Raw genomic sequence first — 19,672 nt, 5'->3', positions numbered from 1 at the left:
AAACAAAATGGCATCACATTATGCACAAGGTATTGCAAAAAGTAACGCGTTCAGTGGGATGTATTGGCACTTCTTTTTAGTGTGGGAGACAACAAAGGCGCTATATGCGCCTTTGTTTATGCTGATTAACCCCTGCCTTCGCGGCTGGACTTTTTGCCGGTAGGCTGGCGCTGCGGCCGGCCTTTGGGTGTGGCCGGGGTTTTGCGACTTGTTGGCTTCTTGCCTTCTGGCCTAACCGGCTTATCTTCCAGTGGCTTACGCTCTTTTGGTGTACGTGCCGGTGTTTTAGCAGCGATATCGTGCTTACGTACTGCGCGTTTCATGCTGGCCATACGGCGGCGGCGCTCGTCGCGGTCTTCTGGTTTGACTAAGGTTGCCACTTCCGGCGCTAAGCTGACTAACTTACGCAGGTAATTCACCTCATCCAGCGGATATTCCGCATAACCACCGGCCGGTAAATGTTTGGGTAGCAGTAAGTCACCGTAGCGCACACGGATAAGGCGGCTGACCACAGCGCCCTGCGACTCCCACATACGGCGTACTTCGCGGTTGCGGCCTTCGGTTAGCACCACATGGAACCAACGGTTAATGCCCTCACCCGGCAGCGCTTTGATTTTTTTGAAGTTGGCTTTGCCGTCTTCCAATTCAACACCGGTGCGCAGGCGCTGGATCATCGCATCGTTGATCTCGCCAAATACCCGCACGGCGTATTCGCGCTCGACTTCAAACTTGGGGTGCATTAAACGGTTAGCCAGCTCACCGTCAGTGGTAAACAGCAGCAAGCCTGAGGTGTTAATATCCAGCCGGCCAATGGCTATCCAGCGTGCGCCTTTAATGTTGGGCAGGCGGGAGAATACCGTCGGCCGACCTTCCGGATCGGTGCGCGAGCATATTTCGCCTTCCGGCTTGTGGTAGGCCAGTACGCGGCAAATTTGCTGCTCTTCACTGGCAATTTGTACCGGGTGGCCATCTACCCGCACTTGCTGGGTCGGGCTTACACGATCGCCCAATGTCGCCGGTTTGCCGTCTACCGTAACGCGGCCACCGCTAATCCAGTCTTCCATTTCGCGGCGCGAGCCTAAACCTGCGCGGGCTAATACTTTTTGCAGTTTTTCACTGCCAGCTTTATCACTCATTAGTGCAATTCTCCTGTCGTCACGACGGTGTCGGCCAGATCCAGGCTAATAGCCTGAAATTCCGGCAAGGGGGGTAACTGGTTTAAATGTTTTAAACCAAAATAATCTAAAAATTCTTTGGTGGTCGCGTATAGGCCGGGCCGGCCCGGTACTTCTTTATGCCCCACGACTTTAACCCAGCCGCGGTCAAGCAAAGTGCGCATAATCTGGCTGCTCACCGACACACCACGGATATCTTCTATTTCGCCGCGGGTTATCGGCTGACGGTAGGCAATCAGTGCCAGGGTTTCCAGCACCGCACGCGAATAGCGCGGCGAGCGTTCAGGCCATAGCCGAGCTAAATAATCGCTCAGCTCCGGCCGGGTAATAAAGCGATAACCCGAGGCTGTTTCCGTTAAAGTAATGCCGCGCCCGGCGTAATCTTGCATCAGCCGCGCTAAGGTGTCGCTTAAACGTTTTTTGCTGACGTTTAAGCCATCCAGCACTGTGCTTTGCAAATCCTCAGTGCTCAGCGGCTTATCAGCAGCAAAAATGGCCGCTTCTACCAGCTGCATTAACTGCACGTCATTTATTTTGCCCGCCATTATGCCTCAGCGTCCTTTAATTTGACATGAATTTGGCCGTAGGCCTCAACCTGAATAATCTCTACCAGCTTTTCTTTGGTCAGCTCGAGCATGGCTAAAAAGGTCACTACCACGCCCTCACGGCCTTCAGTGACATCAAAACAGGCGGAAAATGCCAGATACCCCTGATGTGCGCTTAATAAGTCCAAAATACGGCTCATGCGCTCGCGGGTAGATAAATGCTCGCGTTTGATATGATGATGCTGAAAGTCTTTCGCCCGTTTAACAATATCTTTTAACGCCAGCGTTAACTCACTGAGTTCGACATCCGGCAGAATCAGCAGCGGGGCAAAGTTTTCTGCCAGTGTAGCCTTGGCGGTAAAATGATCGCGTTCATCACGTGGCAGGCTATCCAGCTCTGTCGCGGCCTGCTTAAACACTTCATAGTCCTGCAGGCGACGGATAAGCTCGGCCCGCGGGTCGGCCTCTTCCTCTTCGCTGTGGCCGTGCCTTGGTAACAGTAAGCGCGATTTAATCTCGGCCAGCATAGCAGCCATCACCAGATATTCAGCCGCCAGCTCAAAATTCAGCCCCTGCATTAAGTCGATATATTCCATATATTGCAGGGTTATTTCGTTTACCGGCAAATCAACAATATCAAACTTATGCTTGCGAATGAGATACAGCAAAAAATCCAACGGCCCCTCAAAGGCATCCAGCAGTATTTCCAGTGCATCGGGCGGAATATATAAATCTTCCGGCCGCTCCAGCACCGCTTCGCCGCGCACAAAGGCAAGTGGCAGCGGTTGCTGTACTGTTAAGCTGTCGGGCACGCCATCAAGCGCGGTATCGTTCAAGCTCGGTGGCCTTATTAGCGAAATGGCGCCGTATCGCCACGGCCTTCACGAACAATCACCGGCTCATCTTCAGATAGGTCGACCACCGTAGTCGGCGCCTCACCAATCACGCCACCGTGCATAATTAAATCGACCTGCTTTTCCAGGCGGGCGCGCATTTCTTCCGGATCGCTTTCAGCAAACTCTTCGCCCGGTAAAATCAAACTGGTGGTTAATAGTGGCTCACCAAGCTCGGCCAGCAGCGCCAGCGCTATTTTATGCTCTGGGATACGCAGACCAATCGTTTTTTTCTTGTCGTTTAACAGCCGTTTCGGCAGCTCTTTAGTGCCTCGCAAAATAAAAGTATAAGCGCCCGGCGTATTGTTTTTAATTAAACGAAAGGCGGTATTTTCTACCTTGGCATAGGCCGAAAGCTCAGATAAATCACGGCACATCAACGTAAAATGGTGCTCACCACTGACCTGGCGGATTTGCAATATCCGCTCCATGGCGCCTTTGTCACCTACATGGCAGCCCAGCGCATAGCCACTGTCGGTGGGCAGTATTACCACGCCACCTTGCTGAATAATTTGCACTGCTTGCTTTAATAAGCGCTGCTGTGGAGTTTCCGGGTGAATATGAAAAAATTGGCTCATTGTTATGCTTCTTTTAGTTGTAATGGCAACGGCTGACGTTACACGCTAGTGTGTAGCGGCCAGTTAGCCCAAACCGGGGTGACATCGTCGGTTAAATATAGGTTTTTTCCGATATCATTCCAAGTTGTCGCCTGATGAAAGTCCGACCCGACCGACGCGGTTAAGCCATGTAGTTGACACAGCGCCCACAGCTCGCGTTTTTGCACTGGTGTTTGCTGCGGCGAGATAATCTCTATCGCATCGCCACCGGCTGCAGCGAATTGCTCAGCTAAGCGTTTTACCCATTTGGTCGTCAGTTTGTATTTAAGTGGGTGCGCCAGCACGGCGACACCACCGGCATCGTGGATCCATGCAATGGCTTCGCTCATCTCAACCCAGTTATTCGGCACATAACCAATTTTGCCGCGACCTAAATACTTTTTAAATACGCCATCCATAGTGCTGGCTTTGCCGATACTGACTAAATGCCGGGCAAAATGGGTGCGGGTCAGTGCAGCGCCATTGGCAAGCTGAAGCACGGCCGGCAACACATCAGGGATCTGGTTTTTCTCTAACCGCCGCGCCATCTCTTCTGCCCGCGCCACGCGTGCCTGACGTTGGGTATCCAGCCTGGCTAAGAATTGTGGGCAATCAGGCTTAATATTTAAACCCACAATATGAATTTCCAGCTGCTGCCAGCTGGTCGATATCTCCACGCCGTTAATCAGCTTAAGCGGTAATTGCTGATCACTAATAGCTTGTCTTGCGTCAGCTAAGCCGGCTACGGTGTCATGGTCAGTAATCGCCAGCACATCCACGCCTTTCTCCACTGCCCGCGTTACTAAATCGGCCGGCGATAATACACCGTCTGAGCAATAGGTATGGCTGTGTAAATCAATCTTCATTCGCACCTCAAATTAAGGCCGCTATTGTCGCACAGCAGTGGGTTATCACAAAATAAACTGAACCTGAAACGCTGTTACAGCGTAAAGCCAATATCAAAAAAACCAAGTAGGTACACTTATGTTTAGCTGGTTAAAATCCGACCCGGTTAAAAAACTGCGCAAAGCTTATGATCAGAAGTTGGAGCAAGCGATGCATGCCCAGCGTAATGGCGATATGCGCTTGTATGCTGATTTAACTGCAGAGAGCGAAGAAATTTGGCGCAAAATTCAGCAATTAGAAAAAACCAGCAGCTAAAAATGCTGTTATTACCGCGGCCATCCGGCCGCTTATACGTTTTTAATTCTGTGTTATAACAAATAACCACTTGACGCACAGTACTGTTTTGCGGTTTTATGTAGCGCAGATAACACGAGGTAACTAAAGCTAATGCAATTTATCACAACCCTGAACCTGACTAACTGGTGGTGGCACATTCCCAACGGGCGTGTGTAGGCGTTGTATTCGCTTTATTTACCAAGGCCCGTTTCCACAAGAAGCGGGCTTTTTTTATGTGCCTGCAAAATTGTGCGAACCGGCAATACAAAGAAAATGATGGAATAACAAGGGAATAGCATGATTTTTAGTCATATCACCGAGACGCCGGGCGAGGTAGCCAGCATTGCCATGCCGCTGCCTTACCACAGCGATGCACTGGCCTGTTATCAGGCACTGACAGCGCAGAGCCCCTACTCGTTATTGCTGGAATCAGCCGAAATCGACAGCAAAGATAACTTAAAAAGCCTGCTGCTGATTGATGCCGCGCTGCGTATTGAATGTAATGATCAGAGCGTGGCAATTCAGGCAGTAAGCAGCAATGGTGCCCAGTTACTATCCTGTATGGCAGAAAAGCTGAGTGTTGAGGCTGAGGTAACGTTAAGCCAACAAAAACTTAGCGTGCGCTATCAGCGGCCTGCGCTATTACTGGAAGAAAATGCCAGGTTACAGGCTGCCAACCCTTTTAGTGTGCTGCGTACTTTACAACAAAGCCTGAGCTGTCAGAGCGATGAACCTTTTGCGGTGTTTTTGGGCGGTGTTATCGGCTATGACATGGTGGCCTGTGTCGAGCAGTTGCCAGAGGTACCCAGTGCTGAAAACCAGTGTCCGGATTACGTATTCTATTTAGCCGAAACCCTACTGGTGGTAGACCATCAGCGCCAGCAAAGCCGTATTGTCGGCAATGTATTTTGCGGCGAGCAGGCGCCGGCGAACTGTTTTGCCATCGGCAAACGTTTGGAACAATTAAAACAGTTACTGCAAACACCGGCAGCCACCGCCGAAGCCGTTACGCCGATTGACGCTCAGGTACAGGTTGATATCAGCGATGCCGACTTTGTCACCCAGATTGAAAAGCTTAAACAACATATTGTCGCTGGTGACGTGTTTCAGGTGGTGCCGTCGCGTTGCTTTACGCTGCCCTGCCCTAATCCTTTGGCCGCATATCAGCGCCTAAAGCAGCAAAATCCCAGCCCCTATATGTTCTATTTAAAAGACGCTTCTTTTAGCTTGTTTGGCGCCTCGCCAGAGTCGGCGCTGAAGTTTGATGCAAAAAGCCGCCAGGTAGAAATTTACCCTATTGCCGGCACCCGGCGGCGTGGCTTTAAAAGTGATGGCAGCATAGACCGCGATTTAGACAGCCGCATTGAGCTGGAATTGAGGCAGGATGAAAAAGAAAAGGCCGAGCATTTAATGTTGGTCGATTTAGCACGTAACGATGTGGCGCGTATCAGCGTGCCGGGCAGCCGTTATGTCAAAGAGCTGCTAAAAGTAGACCGTTACTCTTACGTGATGCACTTAGTGTCACGTGTCGTTGGTACCCTTAAACCCGAGCTGGACGCACTGCATGCCTACCAGGCTTGTATGAATATGGGCACCTTGGTAGGCGCGCCCAAAGTCAAAGCCGCCGAGCTTATCCGCGGTGTTGAGGGTAAGCGCCGCGGCAGTTATGGCGGTGCCGTTGGCTACCTGGCAGGTAATGGTGATTTTGACAGCTGTATTGTCATCCGCTCAGCCTATGTCGCTAACAACACTGCTTATATCCAGGCGGGTGCCGGTGTGGTGTTTGACTCCAACGCCCAGGCAGAAGCCGATGAAACCCGCAGTAAAGCCCAGGCGGTTATCAGCGCTATTGTATCAGCGCACAGTTCGTCCAAGGCTAAGGAGTAACAGATGGCAGTCATTTACTTGCTCGATAATATTGACTCGTTTACCTACAACCTGGTGGATGAATTTGCCCAGCTGGGTTATCAGCTGAAACTGTATCGCAACACCGTGCCGGCAGACTATATCTACCAGCAAATGTGCAGCGAAACCTCGCCTGTATTACTGGTGTTGTCACCTGGCCCTGGCAGCCCGTCTGAAGCCGGTTGTATGCCAACGCTACTTAAACTGTGTGAAGCAAAGTTTCCGGTTTTAGGCATTTGCCTGGGGCATCAGGCCATTGTTGAACATTTTGGCGGTGTGGTCGGCCGCGCCGGTGAAACCGTACATGGCAAGACCGCAGCAATAAGCTTGCAACCGCATGCGTTGTTTAACGGTTTACCTAACCCCTTTTTGGTAGCACGCTATCACTCGCTTATGGCAACCGAAATGCCCAATGCCCTAACGCTGTTGGCCAGTGACCGGCATATTCCGATGGCAGTGATAAACGAAGAGAAACGCATGCTGGGCTTTCAGTTTCACCCCGAGTCCATTTTGACCACTTTGGGTAAGCCGTTGCTAAAAAACAGTATTGATTATTTATTGCGAGACTGACGATGACAGAACCGATTTTAGCCACAGTACAACATAGCCTAACCGGCCAACCGCTGAGTTTTAGCCAAGCCGAGCAGTTTTTTAGCGCGGTAGTACAAGGCGCGGTAGAGCCGGTACACCTGACTGCGCTGTTGGTGGCGCTTAAAATGCGTGGTGAAACCGCCGATGAAATTGCCGGCGCCGCCAGTGCGCTGCGCGCCGCGGCCAAAGCATTTCCCCAACCCGGCATCAACAGCATTGACTGCTGCGGCACCGGAGGCGATGGCAGTAATACCATTAACATTTCCTCCACCGCCGCCATAGTTGGCGCGGCCATGGGGCTTAAGGTAGTAAAACACGGCAACCGCAGTGTGTCATCACGTTCTGGCTCGGCCGATTTACTCGAGCAGCTGGGCATTAATATTCAGATGTCGCCAGAACAGGCGTCGGCAGCCCTGGAAAAAACCGGCTGCAGTTTTTTATTTGCGCCGCTGTATCATGCCGGCATTAAACATGCGATGCCGGTACGTAACGCACTTAAAAGCCGTACCTTGTTTAACCTGTTAGGCCCGCTGGTTAACCCGGCAGCTCCGGATTATCAGTTGCTGGGCGTTTACGATCCTAAGTTATGCCGTGTGATGGCGCAGGCATTAAAGCAACTGGGCGTAAAGCGCGCCTGGGTAGTACACGGCAGCGGCTGTGATGAAGTGGCATTACATGGCAATACCTATGTTTGTGAGTTAAAAGACGGCGAGCTAAACGAATTTAGCCTGACACCGGATGATTTTGGTGTAGCGCAAATGCCATTAAGCGCGCTCTCTGGCGGTGAGCCTGCTGAAAACGCCGCTGCGACCCTGGCTATTTTACAGGGTGAAGGGCAACAGGCGCACAAGGCTGCAGTGGCCATAAACGTGGCAGCCATGCTAAAAATTGCCGGTTTAGGCGATGACTTAAAGCTAAACACCCGCGCCGTGCTGGAGCTTCTAAGCAGTGCCAAAGCCTTTGATACGCTAACGCGCTTTAAACATTGCAGCCAGCAGGAGGTGACGCATGGCTGAGCCGATGCCGAATGTACTGGCGAAAATCGTCGCGCATAAGCGCGAAGAGGTTGCTCTATTAAAGCAACAACAGCCGCTAGCTGGTTTTATCAATGCAGTGAAACCTACTGAGCGCGATTTTCTCGCGGCGCTAAAACAACCCGGGCCGCGCTTTATTTTAGAATGTAAAAAGGCCTCGCCTTCCAAAGGTCTTATCCGCGCCGAGTTTAATTTGCATGAGCTGGCTCAGGTATACGGCCAATATGCTGATTGTATTTCAGTACTGACCGATGAAAAGTTCTTTCAGGGTAAGTACGAGTATCTGCGCACCATGCGCGGCTTGGTCGACAAGCCTTTGCTGCATAAAGATTTTATTATCGACAGCTATCAAATTTACTTAGGCCGCCACTGCGGTGCCGATGCGGTACTGCTGATGCTGTCGGTACTGGACGATAATGAATACGGCGAGCTCGCCGCTACCGCGGCAAAGCTTAATATGACGGTACTTACAGAGGTGAGTAACGAGGAGGAAACACTGCGCGCCGTTGCCCTTAATGCTGAGCTTATCGGCATTAATAATCGCAATCTGCGCGATCTCAGCACCAATTTAGACACCAGCTTTGCGCTGGCTAAACTGATCCCGCAAAGCAGAACTGTGGTATCAGAGTCAGGCATTTATACCAACCAACAGGTGCGGCATTTGGCCAGGGTCGCCGATGCCTTTTTGGTGGGCAGCTCGCTGATGGCCGAAGCTAACTTAGCCAACGCTACGCGCAAACTGGTGCTGGGCGAGCATAAAATCTGTGGTTTAACACGGCCGCAAGATGCTGCTGCAGCCTATGCCGGCGGCGCGTATTACGGAGGGCTGATTTTCTATCCACCTTCGCCTCGTTTCGTTACGCCTGAGCAGGCGCAACAGGTTCAGCAAAGCGCTCCGCTTAATTATGTGGGTGTATTTGTTAATGCAGAGCCGGCTGACGTTGCCAGCTTGGCGCATGGCTTAAACCTTAGTGCCGTGCAACTACATGGTGACGAGGATGATGGTTATATCAGTGCACTAAAACCCCTGCTACCAGCAGACTGCCAGATCTGGAAAGCGTATCGGGTAAAAGACGAGCTGCCTGCATTTACAACTCTGGCCGATCGTATCTTGCTCGATGCTTATCATCCAACACAACATGGCGGCAGCGGCCTTAGCTTTAACTGGCAGCTGCTGGCAGAACATAGCGCCAGTAAACCTATTATGCTGGCAGGCGGTTTAAACAGTGATAACTGCCTGGCAGCGGCAAGATTGCCTGTTCGCGGGCTCGATTTTAATTCAGGGCTGGAAAGCGCGCCAGGCATTAAAGATGCGGCGAAGATCCGGTCAGCTTTCACACAATTGCGGGAGTTTCACCATGAGTGAGCTAAAACTTAATCCTTATTTTGGCCAGTATGGCGGCATGTTTGTGCCACAGCTGCTGGTACCAGCGCTTAAACAGCTGGAGCAAGCCTATGTTGACGCACTGGAAGATCCGGCCTTTCATGCCGAGTTTCAACAGCTGTTAACCGAGTATGCCGGCCGGCCAACGCCGTTAACGCTGTGCCGCAATATTTCGCCTAATCCATTAGTAAAAATCTACCTGAAACGTGAAGACTTACTGCACGGCGGCGCGCATAAAACCAACCAGGTATTAGGCCAGGCACTGTTAACCAGGCGTATGGGTAAAAAAGAAGTCATCGCCGAGACCGGTGCCGGCCAGCATGGCGTGGCAACGGCGCTGGCCTGTGCTTTGCTGGGCTTAAAGTGCCGCATTTATATGGGCGCCAAAGATATTGAGCGCCAGCAACCGAATGTGTTTCGCATGAAGCTAATGGGCGCTACCGTTATTCCGGTTACCAGCGGCAGCGGCACCTTAAAAGATGCGGTAAACGAGGCGATGCGTGACTGGTCTGCCACCTACGACACGACGCACTACATGCTTGGCACCGCGGCTGGCCCGCACCCGTTCCCGACCATAGTGCGGGATTTTCAAAAGATGATTGGCGAAGAGGCCAAGCAACAAATCCTAAAAGCCGAGGGTAAATTACCCGATGCGGTTATCGCCTGTGTTGGCGGCGGCTCCAATGCCATTGGTATGTTTGCCGATTTTATTGCTGAAGAGGGCGTTAAACTGATTGGCGTTGAGCCCGGCGGTAAAGGCATTGATACTCACCAGCACGGTGCAGCCTTATCAACCGGCAGCTATGGCATTTTGCACGGTGCTTACACCGCTATTATGCAAACCACTGACGGTCAGATTGAAGAGTCGTATTCCATTTCTGCCGGTTTGGACTACCCGGCTGTTGGCCCGCAACATACCCATTTGCAGCAAAGCGGCCGCGCCGAGTATGTCGCGATTAACGATGATGAAGCCTTAGCGGCGTTTCAGCAACTGGCAAAAAGCGAAGGCATTATACCGGCGCTGGAGAGCTCACATGCGCTGGCGTATGCGCTCAAACTGGCCGGGCAAGCCACCGAACCTACAGTGTTACTGGTGAATTTATCCGGCCGTGGCGATAAAGATTTAGCCCATGTGCACAGCGTATTAGCAGGAGGCCAGTTATGAAACGCTACCAGCAAATGTTTGACCGCTTAAGCCGCGAAGGCCGTGGTGCCTTTGTGCCTTTTGTCACTATCGGCGACCCCAACCCTGAGCTGTCGTTCGACATCATTAAAACACTGATTGACGCCGGCGCCGATGCGCTGGAGTTAGGTATTGCTTTCTCAGACCCTATCGCCGATGGCCCAACCATACAAGGTGCCAATATCCGCGCGCTGGCCGCCGGTACTAAGCCAGCCATCAGTTTTGATATTATTGCGAAAATTCGCCAGTACCACGCCACTATTCCTATTGGTTTGCTGCTGTATTCTAATTTAGTGATGGCACGTGGTATCGATAATTTTTATGCCCAGGCCGCAGCGGCCGGTGTTGACTCGGTGCTGATTGCCGATGTGCCGCTGCACGAGAGCAAACTGTTCCGCCAAAGCGCCATTAAACACGATGTCGCGCCAATTTACATTGTGCCGCCAAATGTTGATGATGACGACCTGCGCGAAATCGCCTCTTATGGCCGCGGTTACACTTATCTGTTAAGCCGCGCTGGTGTTACCGGTACAGAAACCGCTGCGGCTATGCCCACCAGCGAGCTGATAAGCCGTATCCGCAGCTACAACCCTGCGCCACCACTGCTGGGTTTTGGTATTTCAACGCCGTCACATGTCAAAGATGCCATACAAAGTGGCGCTGCCGGGGCGATTTCCGGCTCGGCCATTGTGAAACTGATTGAGCAGCATCAGCAGCAGCCTGCTGAATTACTGGCGCATTTAACACAGTTCGTCATTGGTATGAAGGCGGCAACTTAAGCTGCCAAGCTAAAACGTCGTATAAGTAGCCTGCTAGTGTGGCAGGCTATCTGTCAGCTGATATTTGTGTTTTAACGCCGTTATTTCGGCCTGATGGCTGAGTAAGAACTGGTTAAACTGCTGTAATACCTGTGGGTGGCGGATCGTGGATAAATGAAACGCTACCTGCGTCATCGGCAGGTTCTGCGCCACCACTAAGGCTCCCTCCTGTTGTTGCTGGCGCAAAATATGCTGTGCTACGTTATATTCCATATCAGCGCCATCAAGCTGACCACGCAGTACTAAATTCACTGCCGATGCCGCGTTAGGCACTTCATATAATTTAAACCGGTACTGACCATGTAACGCTAACCAGGCAGTAGGCGTAAAACCATGGATCACTGCCAGGGTGCGAAACCGCTCCAGTGTGATCTCTTTATCGGCCGGCAACACCAGCGTAGTGCCCAGATTGTAAATAAGCGGTTCACTAAAAATACGGCTGGCCTGCGAGCCCTGATATTTCGCCCAGTTCGGATTGTCCGGGTAAATAAAATCAACCAGATTATCCAGTTCATGGTACAAACGCTTAACCGGCAACGGCTGAAAGCTTAGCTGGTAGCCATAACGTTGGGCAAACAACTGCAGCACCTCATTGGCAAAGCCGGTGCTGTCTGCCGAAGTAAAATCATAGTGCGGGTAAAAATTCAGATCTTCAGTGCCGACCACAAACTGGGTTTGTGTCAGAGCAGGCGGTGCTAACAGCCCGAATAGCGTAAGCAGTGTGGCCAGACATGCTCTCATTAATATCGCCTAAAAATAATACTGCCTGTTTGCAGTGTAGTGAGCAAATACGCCAGCGCCAACTGCCACTTTGGGAACAAATGAAAAAAGCTGTCGATTTTCTACTGTGACAACCGGATAATAACGGCTTTTCTTGCAGCGGAACTCTTTTTATGCAAATTAGTAACAACAGTGTAGTGCAGTTTCATTACACCCTTAGCGATGCCAGCACGGGCAATCAGATTGAATCATCTCACGGCAGCCACCCGCTACTGTATCTGCATGGTCATCAGCAAATGTTGCCGGCACTGGAGCAGGCACTAGAGGGTAAAGGCGCTGGCGATAAACTGGATATTACGCTAACACCAGAGCAAGCCTATGGTGAGCGGGATGAGAGCGCTATTCAGAGTATCCAGGTAAAACACCTGCTGGGCGCAAAAAAATGGCAACCGGGCATGACAGCTGTGGTGCAAACCGAGCACGGTCAGCGCCAGGTGACTATTGTCAAAGTGGGCATGTTTAAAGCGGAAGTAGATACCAACCATCCGCTGGCCGGTAAAACCCTGCAGTTTGCCATCGAAGTATTAGCGGTACGTGCAGCGACGGAAGAAGAAATCGCTCATGGCCATGCCCATGGCGAAGGTGGCCATCACCATCACTAAGTTTCATTGCCACTACGCTTCTTCACAACGAGCTAAAGCAATACCGGCAGTTTAGTCTGCCGGTAACACCCTAATCAGCTGGCCGTCCTGGCTGTCGGTTAGCAGGTATAACGCGCCATCCGGCCCGGTACGCACATCGCGAATACGCTGGTTTAGTTCGCTAAACAGGGTTTGCTCCTGCACAACTTTTTGGTTTTCCAGCACCAGCCGGCGCACACTTTTGCCCGCCAGCGCAGCAACAAAAATATTGCCCTGCCAGGCGCTGAACAAACTGCCGCGATACAACGTCATGCCAGCTGGCGCAATAGAAGGGCTCCAACCCCACACTGGTGGCTGCATGCCGTTGTAACGGGTAAAAGGCGAAATACGCGCGCCGGTGTAGTCTATGCCTTCAGTGGCAACCGGCCAGCCATAATTGGCGCCAGCATAAATAATATTCAGCTCATCACCGCCACGCGGGCCATGTTCATGACTGTAGAGTGTCTGCGTTACCGCATCGTAAAAAATGCCCTGCACATTACGATGCCCCAGGCTATAAAGCTCTGGTGCATAACCTTGTTTAGCGACAAAAGGGTTATCGGTTGGCACAGTGCCGTCGGCGTTTACGCGTACCAGTTTGCCCAGATGATTAGCCGGGTTTTGTGCCTGTTCCCGGTAGTCAAAGCCATCGCCCAGGGTGAGCACCAGGCTGTTATCGGCCAACCAGACTATACGCCCGCCGAAGTGCGCTGCGCCGGCTTTTAACGGCTTTGCCTGAAAAATGCGCTGGATATTCTTTACCCCAGTATCGGTAAGCTCGGCACTGGCCAAACAGGTATTGTTTGCCTGCAAGGTACCGCAGGCATAACTTAAAATAATGCGCTGACTGGTGGCAAAATCCGGCGTTAGAGTCACTTCCTGCAGGCCGGCTTGGGATGCTTTGAGCAGTTCAGGCAAATCTGGCTGCATACTAAAGCGCTCTTCACCCTGCGCTGACAGCCGTTTTAACACACCGCCCCGTTCTGTCAGCAGCATATCGCCATCGGGCAAAAACGCCAGCGACCACGGATACTGCAGTTTGTCGGCCAGCACCTGCAGTTGATACGGCTGCGCTATTACCGCTGGTAAAAGGCCCAAACAGAATAACAACACACTAAATCTACGCATTAGCTTGCCTCCGTTTTAGCAGCCACAGATAACAGCTCATACCCGCAGCGCTACACAACAACATCACAACGGTGCCTGATAACGTGCGGTTAGCCGCAATTAACGTGGGCATAGGTGCCAGGCTATTAATCAGCTGCAGCATAAAATACAGCACTAAAGCGCTAAGAAGGGCTGCCAGCCAGGGCCGGGCAAGAAACGGTACCAGCTTTAGCAGCAACGCCACACTCAGCAAATTGACCAGCGCAATAGGCGCATAGGTCAGCGTAAAATGACGTAAATCAAACCCTAGCGTAAACAGGATATCGCCAATAGCTAAACCTGCTATGAGGCTTGCTATCGCCACCAGATTGAAACCACTTTGGGCCAGGCTGGTTAGCAGTGTGGTCAGTATCACTGCCGCCAGCAAATACCCCAGTGGGTACCAGCGCCGAGATGTCATGCCGGTGCTCCTTGTTAATACAATTTTATTATCCGAACTTTAGGCTATCGCCTGACGAAGCGGGCAACAAGATAAATTTTATCATCAGCTTACTTCTACGTAGCAGAAGCTGCTAAGATCGGAGCAGGCTTTTAAATCTAGTAAACTGTTAAGGCCTTTTTGGCGTAAGCACAGTTTCGTTAATCAAAGAGCAGCCTTTCCGTTATGCGCTATATCAATACCCGGGATTACGACCATAAACAGGCCGACAAAATCGGTATTCTGATCACTAACCTTGGCACGCCAGATGCGCCAACACCCAAGGCACTTAAACGCTATTTAAAGCAGTTTTTGTCTGACCCCAGAGTGGTAGAAGTGCCGCGTCTGCTGTGGTGGCTCATTCTTAATGGCATCATTTTGCAGTTTCGGCCACGCCGCTCTGCCAAAGCTTATACCACCGTGTTTACCGAGCAAGGCTCGCCACTATTATTCCATACCCAGGCACAGCGTGATGCGATAGCCGCTAAGCTTGAGCAAGACGGTGTAACCGATGTGGTAGTAAACTTTGCCATGCGCTATGGCAACCCTAGCTTTGATAGCGTAGTTGATAAGATGTTGGCGCAGGGCGTGCGCAAGCTTTTAGTATTGCCGCTGTATCCACAATATTCAGCGTCAACCTCGGCGTCCAGTTTTGATGAACTCGCCCGTAACTTTATGCGTCGCCGCTGGTTACCCGATTTACGCTTTGTTTCGCACTACCCGGATTACCCGCCATTTATTGCCGCAGCAGCGGATAAAATTCGGCAGCACTGGCAACAGCACGGCCGCGCCGACAAGCTGATATTATCTTATCACGGCATACCTAAGCGTTATTTGCTCAATGGCGACCCTTACCACTGCGAATGCTATAAAACATCACGCTTGATTGCCGAGCAGCTGGGGCTTGGTAAAGAGGAGTATCTGACCACCTTTCAATCGCGCTTTGGCCGCGAAGAATGGTTAAAACCTTACACCGATGAAACCTTAAAAGCGCTGCCCACACAGGGGATAAAAAGCGTACAGGTATTTTGCCCCGGTTTTTCAGCTGATTGCCTGGAAACGATTGAGGAAATTGGTGAGGAAAACAAAGAGTACTTCTTGCATGCCGGTGGAGCACGTTATGAATACATCAGCGCACTTAATGCTGAGCCTGCACACATCAGCGCCCTTTGTCAGCTAATTAAAGACAACCTGCAGGGTTGGCATGTCAGCGCAGACAAGCATCGTGCCACACGGGCAAATAGCCTTAACACTGAAAAATATGGAGACTAAACAGCACCTATGAGTGCCCGCAATGGTGAAAAACCGCGGCAAGAGCCGACGCTGAATGCGCCACCGCTATTAAACCGCATGAAGTTTGACAACGTGCGCGAGGCACCTTATGTGCCACCGCCACAACCCCCATTACGCTTAACGCCTTGGCTGCTGTTATTGGCAGTGGCCTTGCTGGCCGTTGCAGTTTATCAGGAAAGCCGTAACCATTTTTATCAGTCACAGCTATGGCACTGGCTAGCCGGTAAGCTGCATTATGAAGTGGCTGAAGGTAAAGCCAGTCAAATTCAATATCCGGCGAAAGGCCCGTTTGACCAGCGATTTGGTTACAATCAACTGACGCAGTGGCAGCAAACCTTAGCCGATACCGGTTTTCACATTAGCTCACAAAGCCAGTTTTCCGACAGCCTGATGCGCTACGCCCAGTACGGTTTTTATCCACCCTATACAGAAAAACAGCATGCTGGGCTGGTCATTCAGGGCTGTGCCGGCGATCTGCTGTACCAGCATCAAGCACCTGCGATGCAATTTAGCCGGTTAACTGATGTTGCGCCCTTAATCATTCAAAGCCTGCTGTTTGTTGAAGACAGAAGTTTGCTGACACCCGAGCACCCGCATGCTAACCCAGTACTGAATTTACCGCGCCTGGGCGCAGCCGTATGGTCGCAGTTGCAGCGTGCGGTTGGTATTCCTGCCGCAGCGGCTGGCGGCAGTACCCTGGCAACACAGCTGGAAAAATACCGCCATAGCCCACAGGGCTTAACGTCAAATATGACAGAAAAGTTCCGCCAGCTGGTGTCAGCCAGCGTGCGCGCCTATCAGCAGGGTGTAGACACCTGGGAAGCCCGCCAGCGCATTGTGCTGGACTATATGAACACCGTGCCGCTGGCGGCTACTGCAAGTTACGGCGAAGTACATGGCATGGGCGAAGGTTTATACGCCTGGTTTGGTGCGCCCCCACAGCAGGTAAATAGGTTATTAAAACAAGGTGCACCTTATACCGATGAGCAAGGTTTGGCACTCAAACAGGTAGTAGCACTGATAGTGGCGCAGCGTCGGCCCTCATACTATCTGATACAGGGCCGTAACGATTTAGACAACCTGAGTAATCGCTACATCAGTCTGATGCAGCAACAGGGTGTAGTACCACCTCAGCTCGCTGCCAAGGCATTAACACAAAAACTCAGCTTTAATGGCAAAGCCGCGCTGCCAGCTCAACCAGGCCAGGATTTTAAAGCGACTACCATGGTGCGTAACCGTCTTGGTCAGTTATTAAGCCAGAATATGTATCAGCTGGACCGGCTGGACTTGATCAGCGGCACAACCATAAATACGGCGCTGCAGCGTGGTATTAGCCAGCACTTACATAAACTCCGCCAGTACGACAGCGCCGAGCAAGCCGGTTTGTTTGCTGAACGGTTATTAGCGCCGGGGCAACAAACACAGGTACGTTACAGTTTTACGCTGTATCAAAGCACGCAGAACGGCAATAAAGTGCGGGTACAAACCGATAATACGGATCAGCCGTTTGATATGAACGATGCCAGTAAGCTGGAGCTTGGCTCTACCGCCAAGCTACGGGTATTGGTGAGCTATCTGCAAATCGTGGCTGAGCTTCACAGATTGTATGCTGAAGAAACACCGCAAGCGCTGCAGTTTGTTGAGCTGGCACCGCAGGACAACCTGACACAATGGGCGGTGAGTTACATTAGCGAGCAGCCAGGGGTGAAGCTGGACACCATGCTACAAGCAGCTTTAGCGCGGCGCTACAGCGCCGACCCCAAAGAGAGCTTTTTCACCGGCGGCGGTCTGCATACCTTCAACAACTTTCGTAAAGAAGAAGACAAATTAAACCCCACTATTGCCGAAGCATTACAACAGTCTATCAACCTGCCTTTTGTGCGTTTGTTGCAGGACATGGTGAACTACAGCATTTATCACGGTGAAAACAGCAGTTATCAACTGCTAAAAGATGATGATAATCCGCGGCGTGAACAATACCTGCGCCGCTTTGCTGACCGTGAAGGCACCACCTTCTTACGTCGTTTTTGGCAAAAGTATAAAGATTTAGACAGTGAACAGCGATTGCAGCTTTATCTGAGTAGCAGCCGGCAAACGCCCGAGCGTCTGGCAGCAGCCTATTTGTATATTGCGCCTAACGCGACACCCGCACAGTTCGCCAGCGTGCTGCAACAACAGTTTAATGGTGCCGTCACTGAAAGCGAGTGGCAAAAGCTGTTCGATAAATATCAGGGTACAGCGTTTAACCTGCCAGACAGAGCGTATTTGTCACGCAGCCACCCGCTGGAGCTTTGGCTGTTAGCCTATCTGCAGCAGGCTACTGACACTTCATTGCAGCAGGCGATCGATGACAGCCGCGCTACCCGACAAGAAGTGTATCAATGGCTGTTTAAAACCCGTTTTCGCAGTGCGCGCGATAACCGTATCCGCACGATGTTAGAAATTGAAGCCTTCTGGGACTTACATCAGCGCTGGCAGAGACTTGGGTATCCGTTTGATTATCTGGTACCGTCACTGGCTACCGCGCTGGGTAGCTCTGGTGACAGGCCTGCTGCACTGGCAGAACTGATAGGCATCATACTGAATGACGGTAAAAAGCAGCCGACTATCCGCATTGATAAACTGACTTTTGCTGCCGATACACCTTATGAAACACATTTTGCGCGGCCGCTACCGCCGGCGCAACAAGTGCTGGAGCCAGAGGTGGCCGCTGCGGTGCGCACGGCACTGCTGCAAGTTGCCACAGACGGCACCGCCAGACGCCTGCAGCCGGCCTATGCCACAGCACAGATTGCTATTGGTGGTAAAACCGGCACTGGCGACAACCGCCTGGTGCAACTTAATGCCCGCGGCCAGCAGATTAGCTCTAAAGCGCTAAACCGTACCGCTACTTTCGCTTTCTATCTGGGCTACCAGCACTTTGGTGTCCTCACCGCCTATGTGCCCGATGCTGATGCAGAGCGTTTTAGCTTCACCTCGGCTTTACCGCTGCAGGTGATGAATAGTATGGCGCCACTGCTGATCCCTTACTTACAAGGTGAGCAGCAATGTCGTTAACACTACCCTACCACCACCCGATTACGCCCCTGATGTTTAGCCTGGTATAACGCCATATCGGCGCGGTGTAACCAGGCTTCCCAGTCTTCGCCACTTTGCAGCATAGCAATACCTACAGAGGTGGTAATGTGGCTGTTATCAGGTAGAAACATTTTTTCTGCTACGCCCTGACGCAGCTTTTCCGCTAACTTTTCCAGAGCGGCAGCATTAATGTCGGCGACGATTACCACAAACTCTTCACCTCCGAAACGAAACACCGGATCATGCTGGCGTAGCATGGACTGCAGCACCGGCACCAGCTCTATTAATATTTTATCGCCGGTTTTGTGGCCAAACTTGTCGTTAATTTGTTTGAAATGGTCCAGATCAAGCAAAATTAAGCCATACTGCCGGTTCCGCCTGGCATGCTCGTCTATCGCCAATACCAACTGTTCATTTAATGTCCGCCGGTTCGACGCGCCGGTTAAGCTGTCAGTCGTTGCCAGTCGTTTTAATTCCCGCCGCTGTATTTGCGCCCGGTAAGCAAAAATAAACGAAAACAAACTGGTAATGGAGGTGGTAACAAAAAATGCCATCATCTGGAACCTGCTGGCAAATACCAGGCCGGGATTGGTGTTACCAATAATAAACAGCGTTGACAGCATCAGCAGCAACAGAGTAAAGGCCCTAAGCGGTGACACCAGAAAAAAGATAAACACCAAAAACGGATACACCCAAAACAGGCCATCTACACCGAGATTGACGCACACCAATAAGGCGCCAATACAAAATACGATAGCCATAAATAAACCGGGTTTGACCGTATCGCCGGTGCGCCAGGCATGCCGGCTGGCGAGCACGGCACAAAGCACCATCACTAAGTCTGCAATACCCACTATGTAATTGCCGGTATATAGCCGGTATATTGCATAAGGCGTGACACACAGCACGATCATAGCGCCAACCAGCATCAACATGGCCAGATAAAAATCGTCTTTTAGTCTCTGTAGCACCTGCCGTGTCCCCTGCTGTTAACTCACGTTGTGCATGCT

At 51.5% G+C, this 19,672-nt stretch carries 19 protein-coding genes; 10 read left to right on the top strand and 9 right to left on the bottom strand.

Translation table 11 applies throughout. The annotated features are described in order from the left end of the window. Positions 1–125: 125 nt before the first annotated feature. From rluB to rnm, 5 genes are read right to left on the bottom strand one after another with little or no spacing between them, the layout of a single operon-like run. Positions 126–1,136, bottom strand: coding sequence for a 23S rRNA pseudouridine(2605) synthase RluB (rluB, locus tag ABGI61_RS05755; protein WP_347598251.1), 1,011 nt, complete (start codon positions 1,134–1,136; stop codon positions 126–128). Beyond that, positions 1,136–1,720 (bottom strand): SMC-Scp complex subunit ScpB, encoded by a 585-nt coding sequence (gene scpB / locus ABGI61_RS05750; RefSeq protein ID WP_347598248.1) that lies wholly within the window; start codon positions 1,718–1,720, stop codon positions 1,136–1,138. The genes rluB and scpB overlap by 1 nt, the downstream gene beginning before the upstream one ends. Further along, positions 1,720–2,556 (bottom strand): segregation and condensation protein A, encoded by an 837-nt coding sequence (locus ABGI61_RS05745; RefSeq protein WP_347598245.1) that lies wholly within the window; start codon positions 2,554–2,556, stop codon positions 1,720–1,722. The genes scpB and ABGI61_RS05745 overlap by 1 nt, the downstream gene beginning before the upstream one ends. 14 nt (positions 2,557–2,570) lie before the next feature. Further along, entirely contained in the window at positions 2,571–3,191 is a 621-nt protein-coding gene (locus ABGI61_RS05740) for an L-threonylcarbamoyladenylate synthase (RefSeq protein ID WP_347598242.1), read from the bottom strand. Positions 3,192–3,229: 38 nt separating this feature from the next. After that, the gene (rnm, locus tag ABGI61_RS05735) at positions 3,230–4,075 is read right to left on the bottom strand and encodes an RNase RNM (RefSeq protein ID WP_347598240.1); all 846 of its coding nucleotides are present in this window, start codon (positions 4,073–4,075) and stop codon (positions 3,230–3,232) included. A gap of 118 nt (positions 4,076–4,193) precedes the next feature. On the opposite strand from rnm, the gene ABGI61_RS05730 reads away from it, so the two are divergent. The 7 genes from ABGI61_RS05730 (at position 4,194) to trpA (ending at position 11,267) form a co-directional block, all read left to right on the top strand. Continuing rightward, a complete protein-coding gene (locus ABGI61_RS05730; RefSeq protein ID WP_347598237.1) occupies positions 4,194–4,370 on the top strand; it encodes a DUF6435 family protein in 177 nt (58 codons plus the stop codon). Between the two features lie 318 nt (positions 4,371–4,688). Continuing rightward, positions 4,689–6,278, top strand: coding sequence for an anthranilate synthase component 1 (locus tag ABGI61_RS05725; RefSeq protein ID WP_347598234.1), 1,590 nt, complete (start codon positions 4,689–4,691; stop codon positions 6,276–6,278). A gap of 3 nt (positions 6,279–6,281) precedes the next feature. Continuing rightward, a complete protein-coding gene (locus ABGI61_RS05720) occupies positions 6,282–6,866 on the top strand; it encodes an aminodeoxychorismate/anthranilate synthase component II (RefSeq protein ID WP_347598231.1) in 585 nt (194 codons plus the stop codon). Between the two features lie 2 nt (positions 6,867–6,868). Beyond that, the gene (gene trpD, locus ABGI61_RS05715) at positions 6,869–7,903 is read left to right on the top strand and encodes an anthranilate phosphoribosyltransferase (RefSeq protein ID WP_347598228.1); all 1,035 of its coding nucleotides are present in this window, start codon (positions 6,869–6,871) and stop codon (positions 7,901–7,903) included. Continuing rightward, positions 7,896–9,287, top strand: a complete 1,392-nt coding sequence (gene trpCF, locus ABGI61_RS05710) for a bifunctional indole-3-glycerol-phosphate synthase TrpC/phosphoribosylanthranilate isomerase TrpF (protein WP_347598225.1) — start codon at positions 7,896–7,898, stop codon at positions 9,285–9,287. Before trpD ends, trpCF begins: the two co-directional genes overlap by 8 nt. Beyond that, positions 9,280–10,470 (top strand): tryptophan synthase subunit beta, encoded by a 1,191-nt coding sequence (trpB, locus tag ABGI61_RS05705; protein WP_347598222.1) that lies wholly within the window; start codon positions 9,280–9,282, stop codon positions 10,468–10,470. Before trpCF ends, trpB begins: the two co-directional genes overlap by 8 nt. Beyond that, positions 10,467–11,267 carry a tryptophan synthase subunit alpha gene (trpA, locus tag ABGI61_RS05700; RefSeq protein WP_347598219.1) on the top strand — a complete coding sequence of 267 codons (801 nt, stop codon included), beginning with the start codon at positions 10,467–10,469 and terminating at the stop codon, positions 11,265–11,267. Before trpB ends, trpA begins: the two co-directional genes overlap by 4 nt. A gap of 33 nt (positions 11,268–11,300) precedes the next feature. On the opposite strand, the gene ABGI61_RS05695 is transcribed toward trpA, so the two are convergent. Then, complete coding sequence (locus tag ABGI61_RS05695; protein ID WP_347598216.1) at positions 11,301–12,047, bottom strand: substrate-binding periplasmic protein; 747 nt, start codon at positions 12,045–12,047, stop codon at positions 11,301–11,303. Positions 12,048–12,199: 152 nt separating this feature from the next. On the opposite strand from ABGI61_RS05695, the gene ABGI61_RS05690 reads away from it, so the two are divergent. Continuing rightward, positions 12,200–12,688, top strand: a complete 489-nt coding sequence (locus tag ABGI61_RS05690; RefSeq protein ID WP_347598213.1) for an FKBP-type peptidyl-prolyl cis-trans isomerase — start codon at positions 12,200–12,202, stop codon at positions 12,686–12,688. A 51-nt stretch (positions 12,689–12,739) separates the two neighbouring features. On the opposite strand, the gene ABGI61_RS05685 is transcribed toward ABGI61_RS05690, so the two are convergent. Beyond that, positions 12,740–13,834 carry a PQQ-dependent sugar dehydrogenase gene (locus ABGI61_RS05685; RefSeq protein WP_347598210.1) on the bottom strand — a complete coding sequence of 365 codons (1,095 nt, stop codon included), beginning with the start codon at positions 13,832–13,834 and terminating at the stop codon, positions 12,740–12,742. Further along, a complete protein-coding gene (locus tag ABGI61_RS05680; RefSeq protein WP_347598207.1) occupies positions 13,827–14,273 on the bottom strand; it encodes a hypothetical protein in 447 nt (148 codons plus the stop codon). The genes ABGI61_RS05685 and ABGI61_RS05680 overlap by 8 nt, the downstream gene beginning before the upstream one ends. 204 nt (positions 14,274–14,477) lie before the next feature. On the opposite strand from ABGI61_RS05680, the gene hemH reads away from it, so the two are divergent. Together hemH and ABGI61_RS05670 are read left to right on the top strand one after the other, a co-directional pair. Further along, the gene (gene hemH / locus ABGI61_RS05675) at positions 14,478–15,563 is read left to right on the top strand and encodes a ferrochelatase (protein WP_347598204.1); all 1,086 of its coding nucleotides are present in this window, start codon (positions 14,478–14,480) and stop codon (positions 15,561–15,563) included. Between the two features lie 9 nt (positions 15,564–15,572). After that, the gene (locus ABGI61_RS05670; protein WP_347598201.1) at positions 15,573–18,641 is read left to right on the top strand and encodes a transglycosylase domain-containing protein; all 3,069 of its coding nucleotides are present in this window, start codon (positions 15,573–15,575) and stop codon (positions 18,639–18,641) included. Positions 18,642–18,643: 2 nt separating this feature from the next. Here ABGI61_RS05670 and ABGI61_RS05665 read toward each other — a convergent pair whose 3' ends face one another. Next, positions 18,644–19,633, bottom strand: a complete 990-nt coding sequence (locus ABGI61_RS05665) for a GGDEF domain-containing protein (protein ID WP_347598198.1) — start codon at positions 19,631–19,633, stop codon at positions 18,644–18,646. Between the last annotated feature and the right edge of the window lie 39 nt (positions 19,634–19,672).

Source organism: Rheinheimera fenheensis, assembly GCF_039871805.1.
GTDB lineage: Bacteria > Pseudomonadota > Gammaproteobacteria > Enterobacterales > Alteromonadaceae > Alishewanella > Alishewanella fenheensis.
The sequence above is the reverse complement of the archived record's forward strand: the minus strand, read 5'-3'. Positions and strand labels throughout refer to the sequence as shown.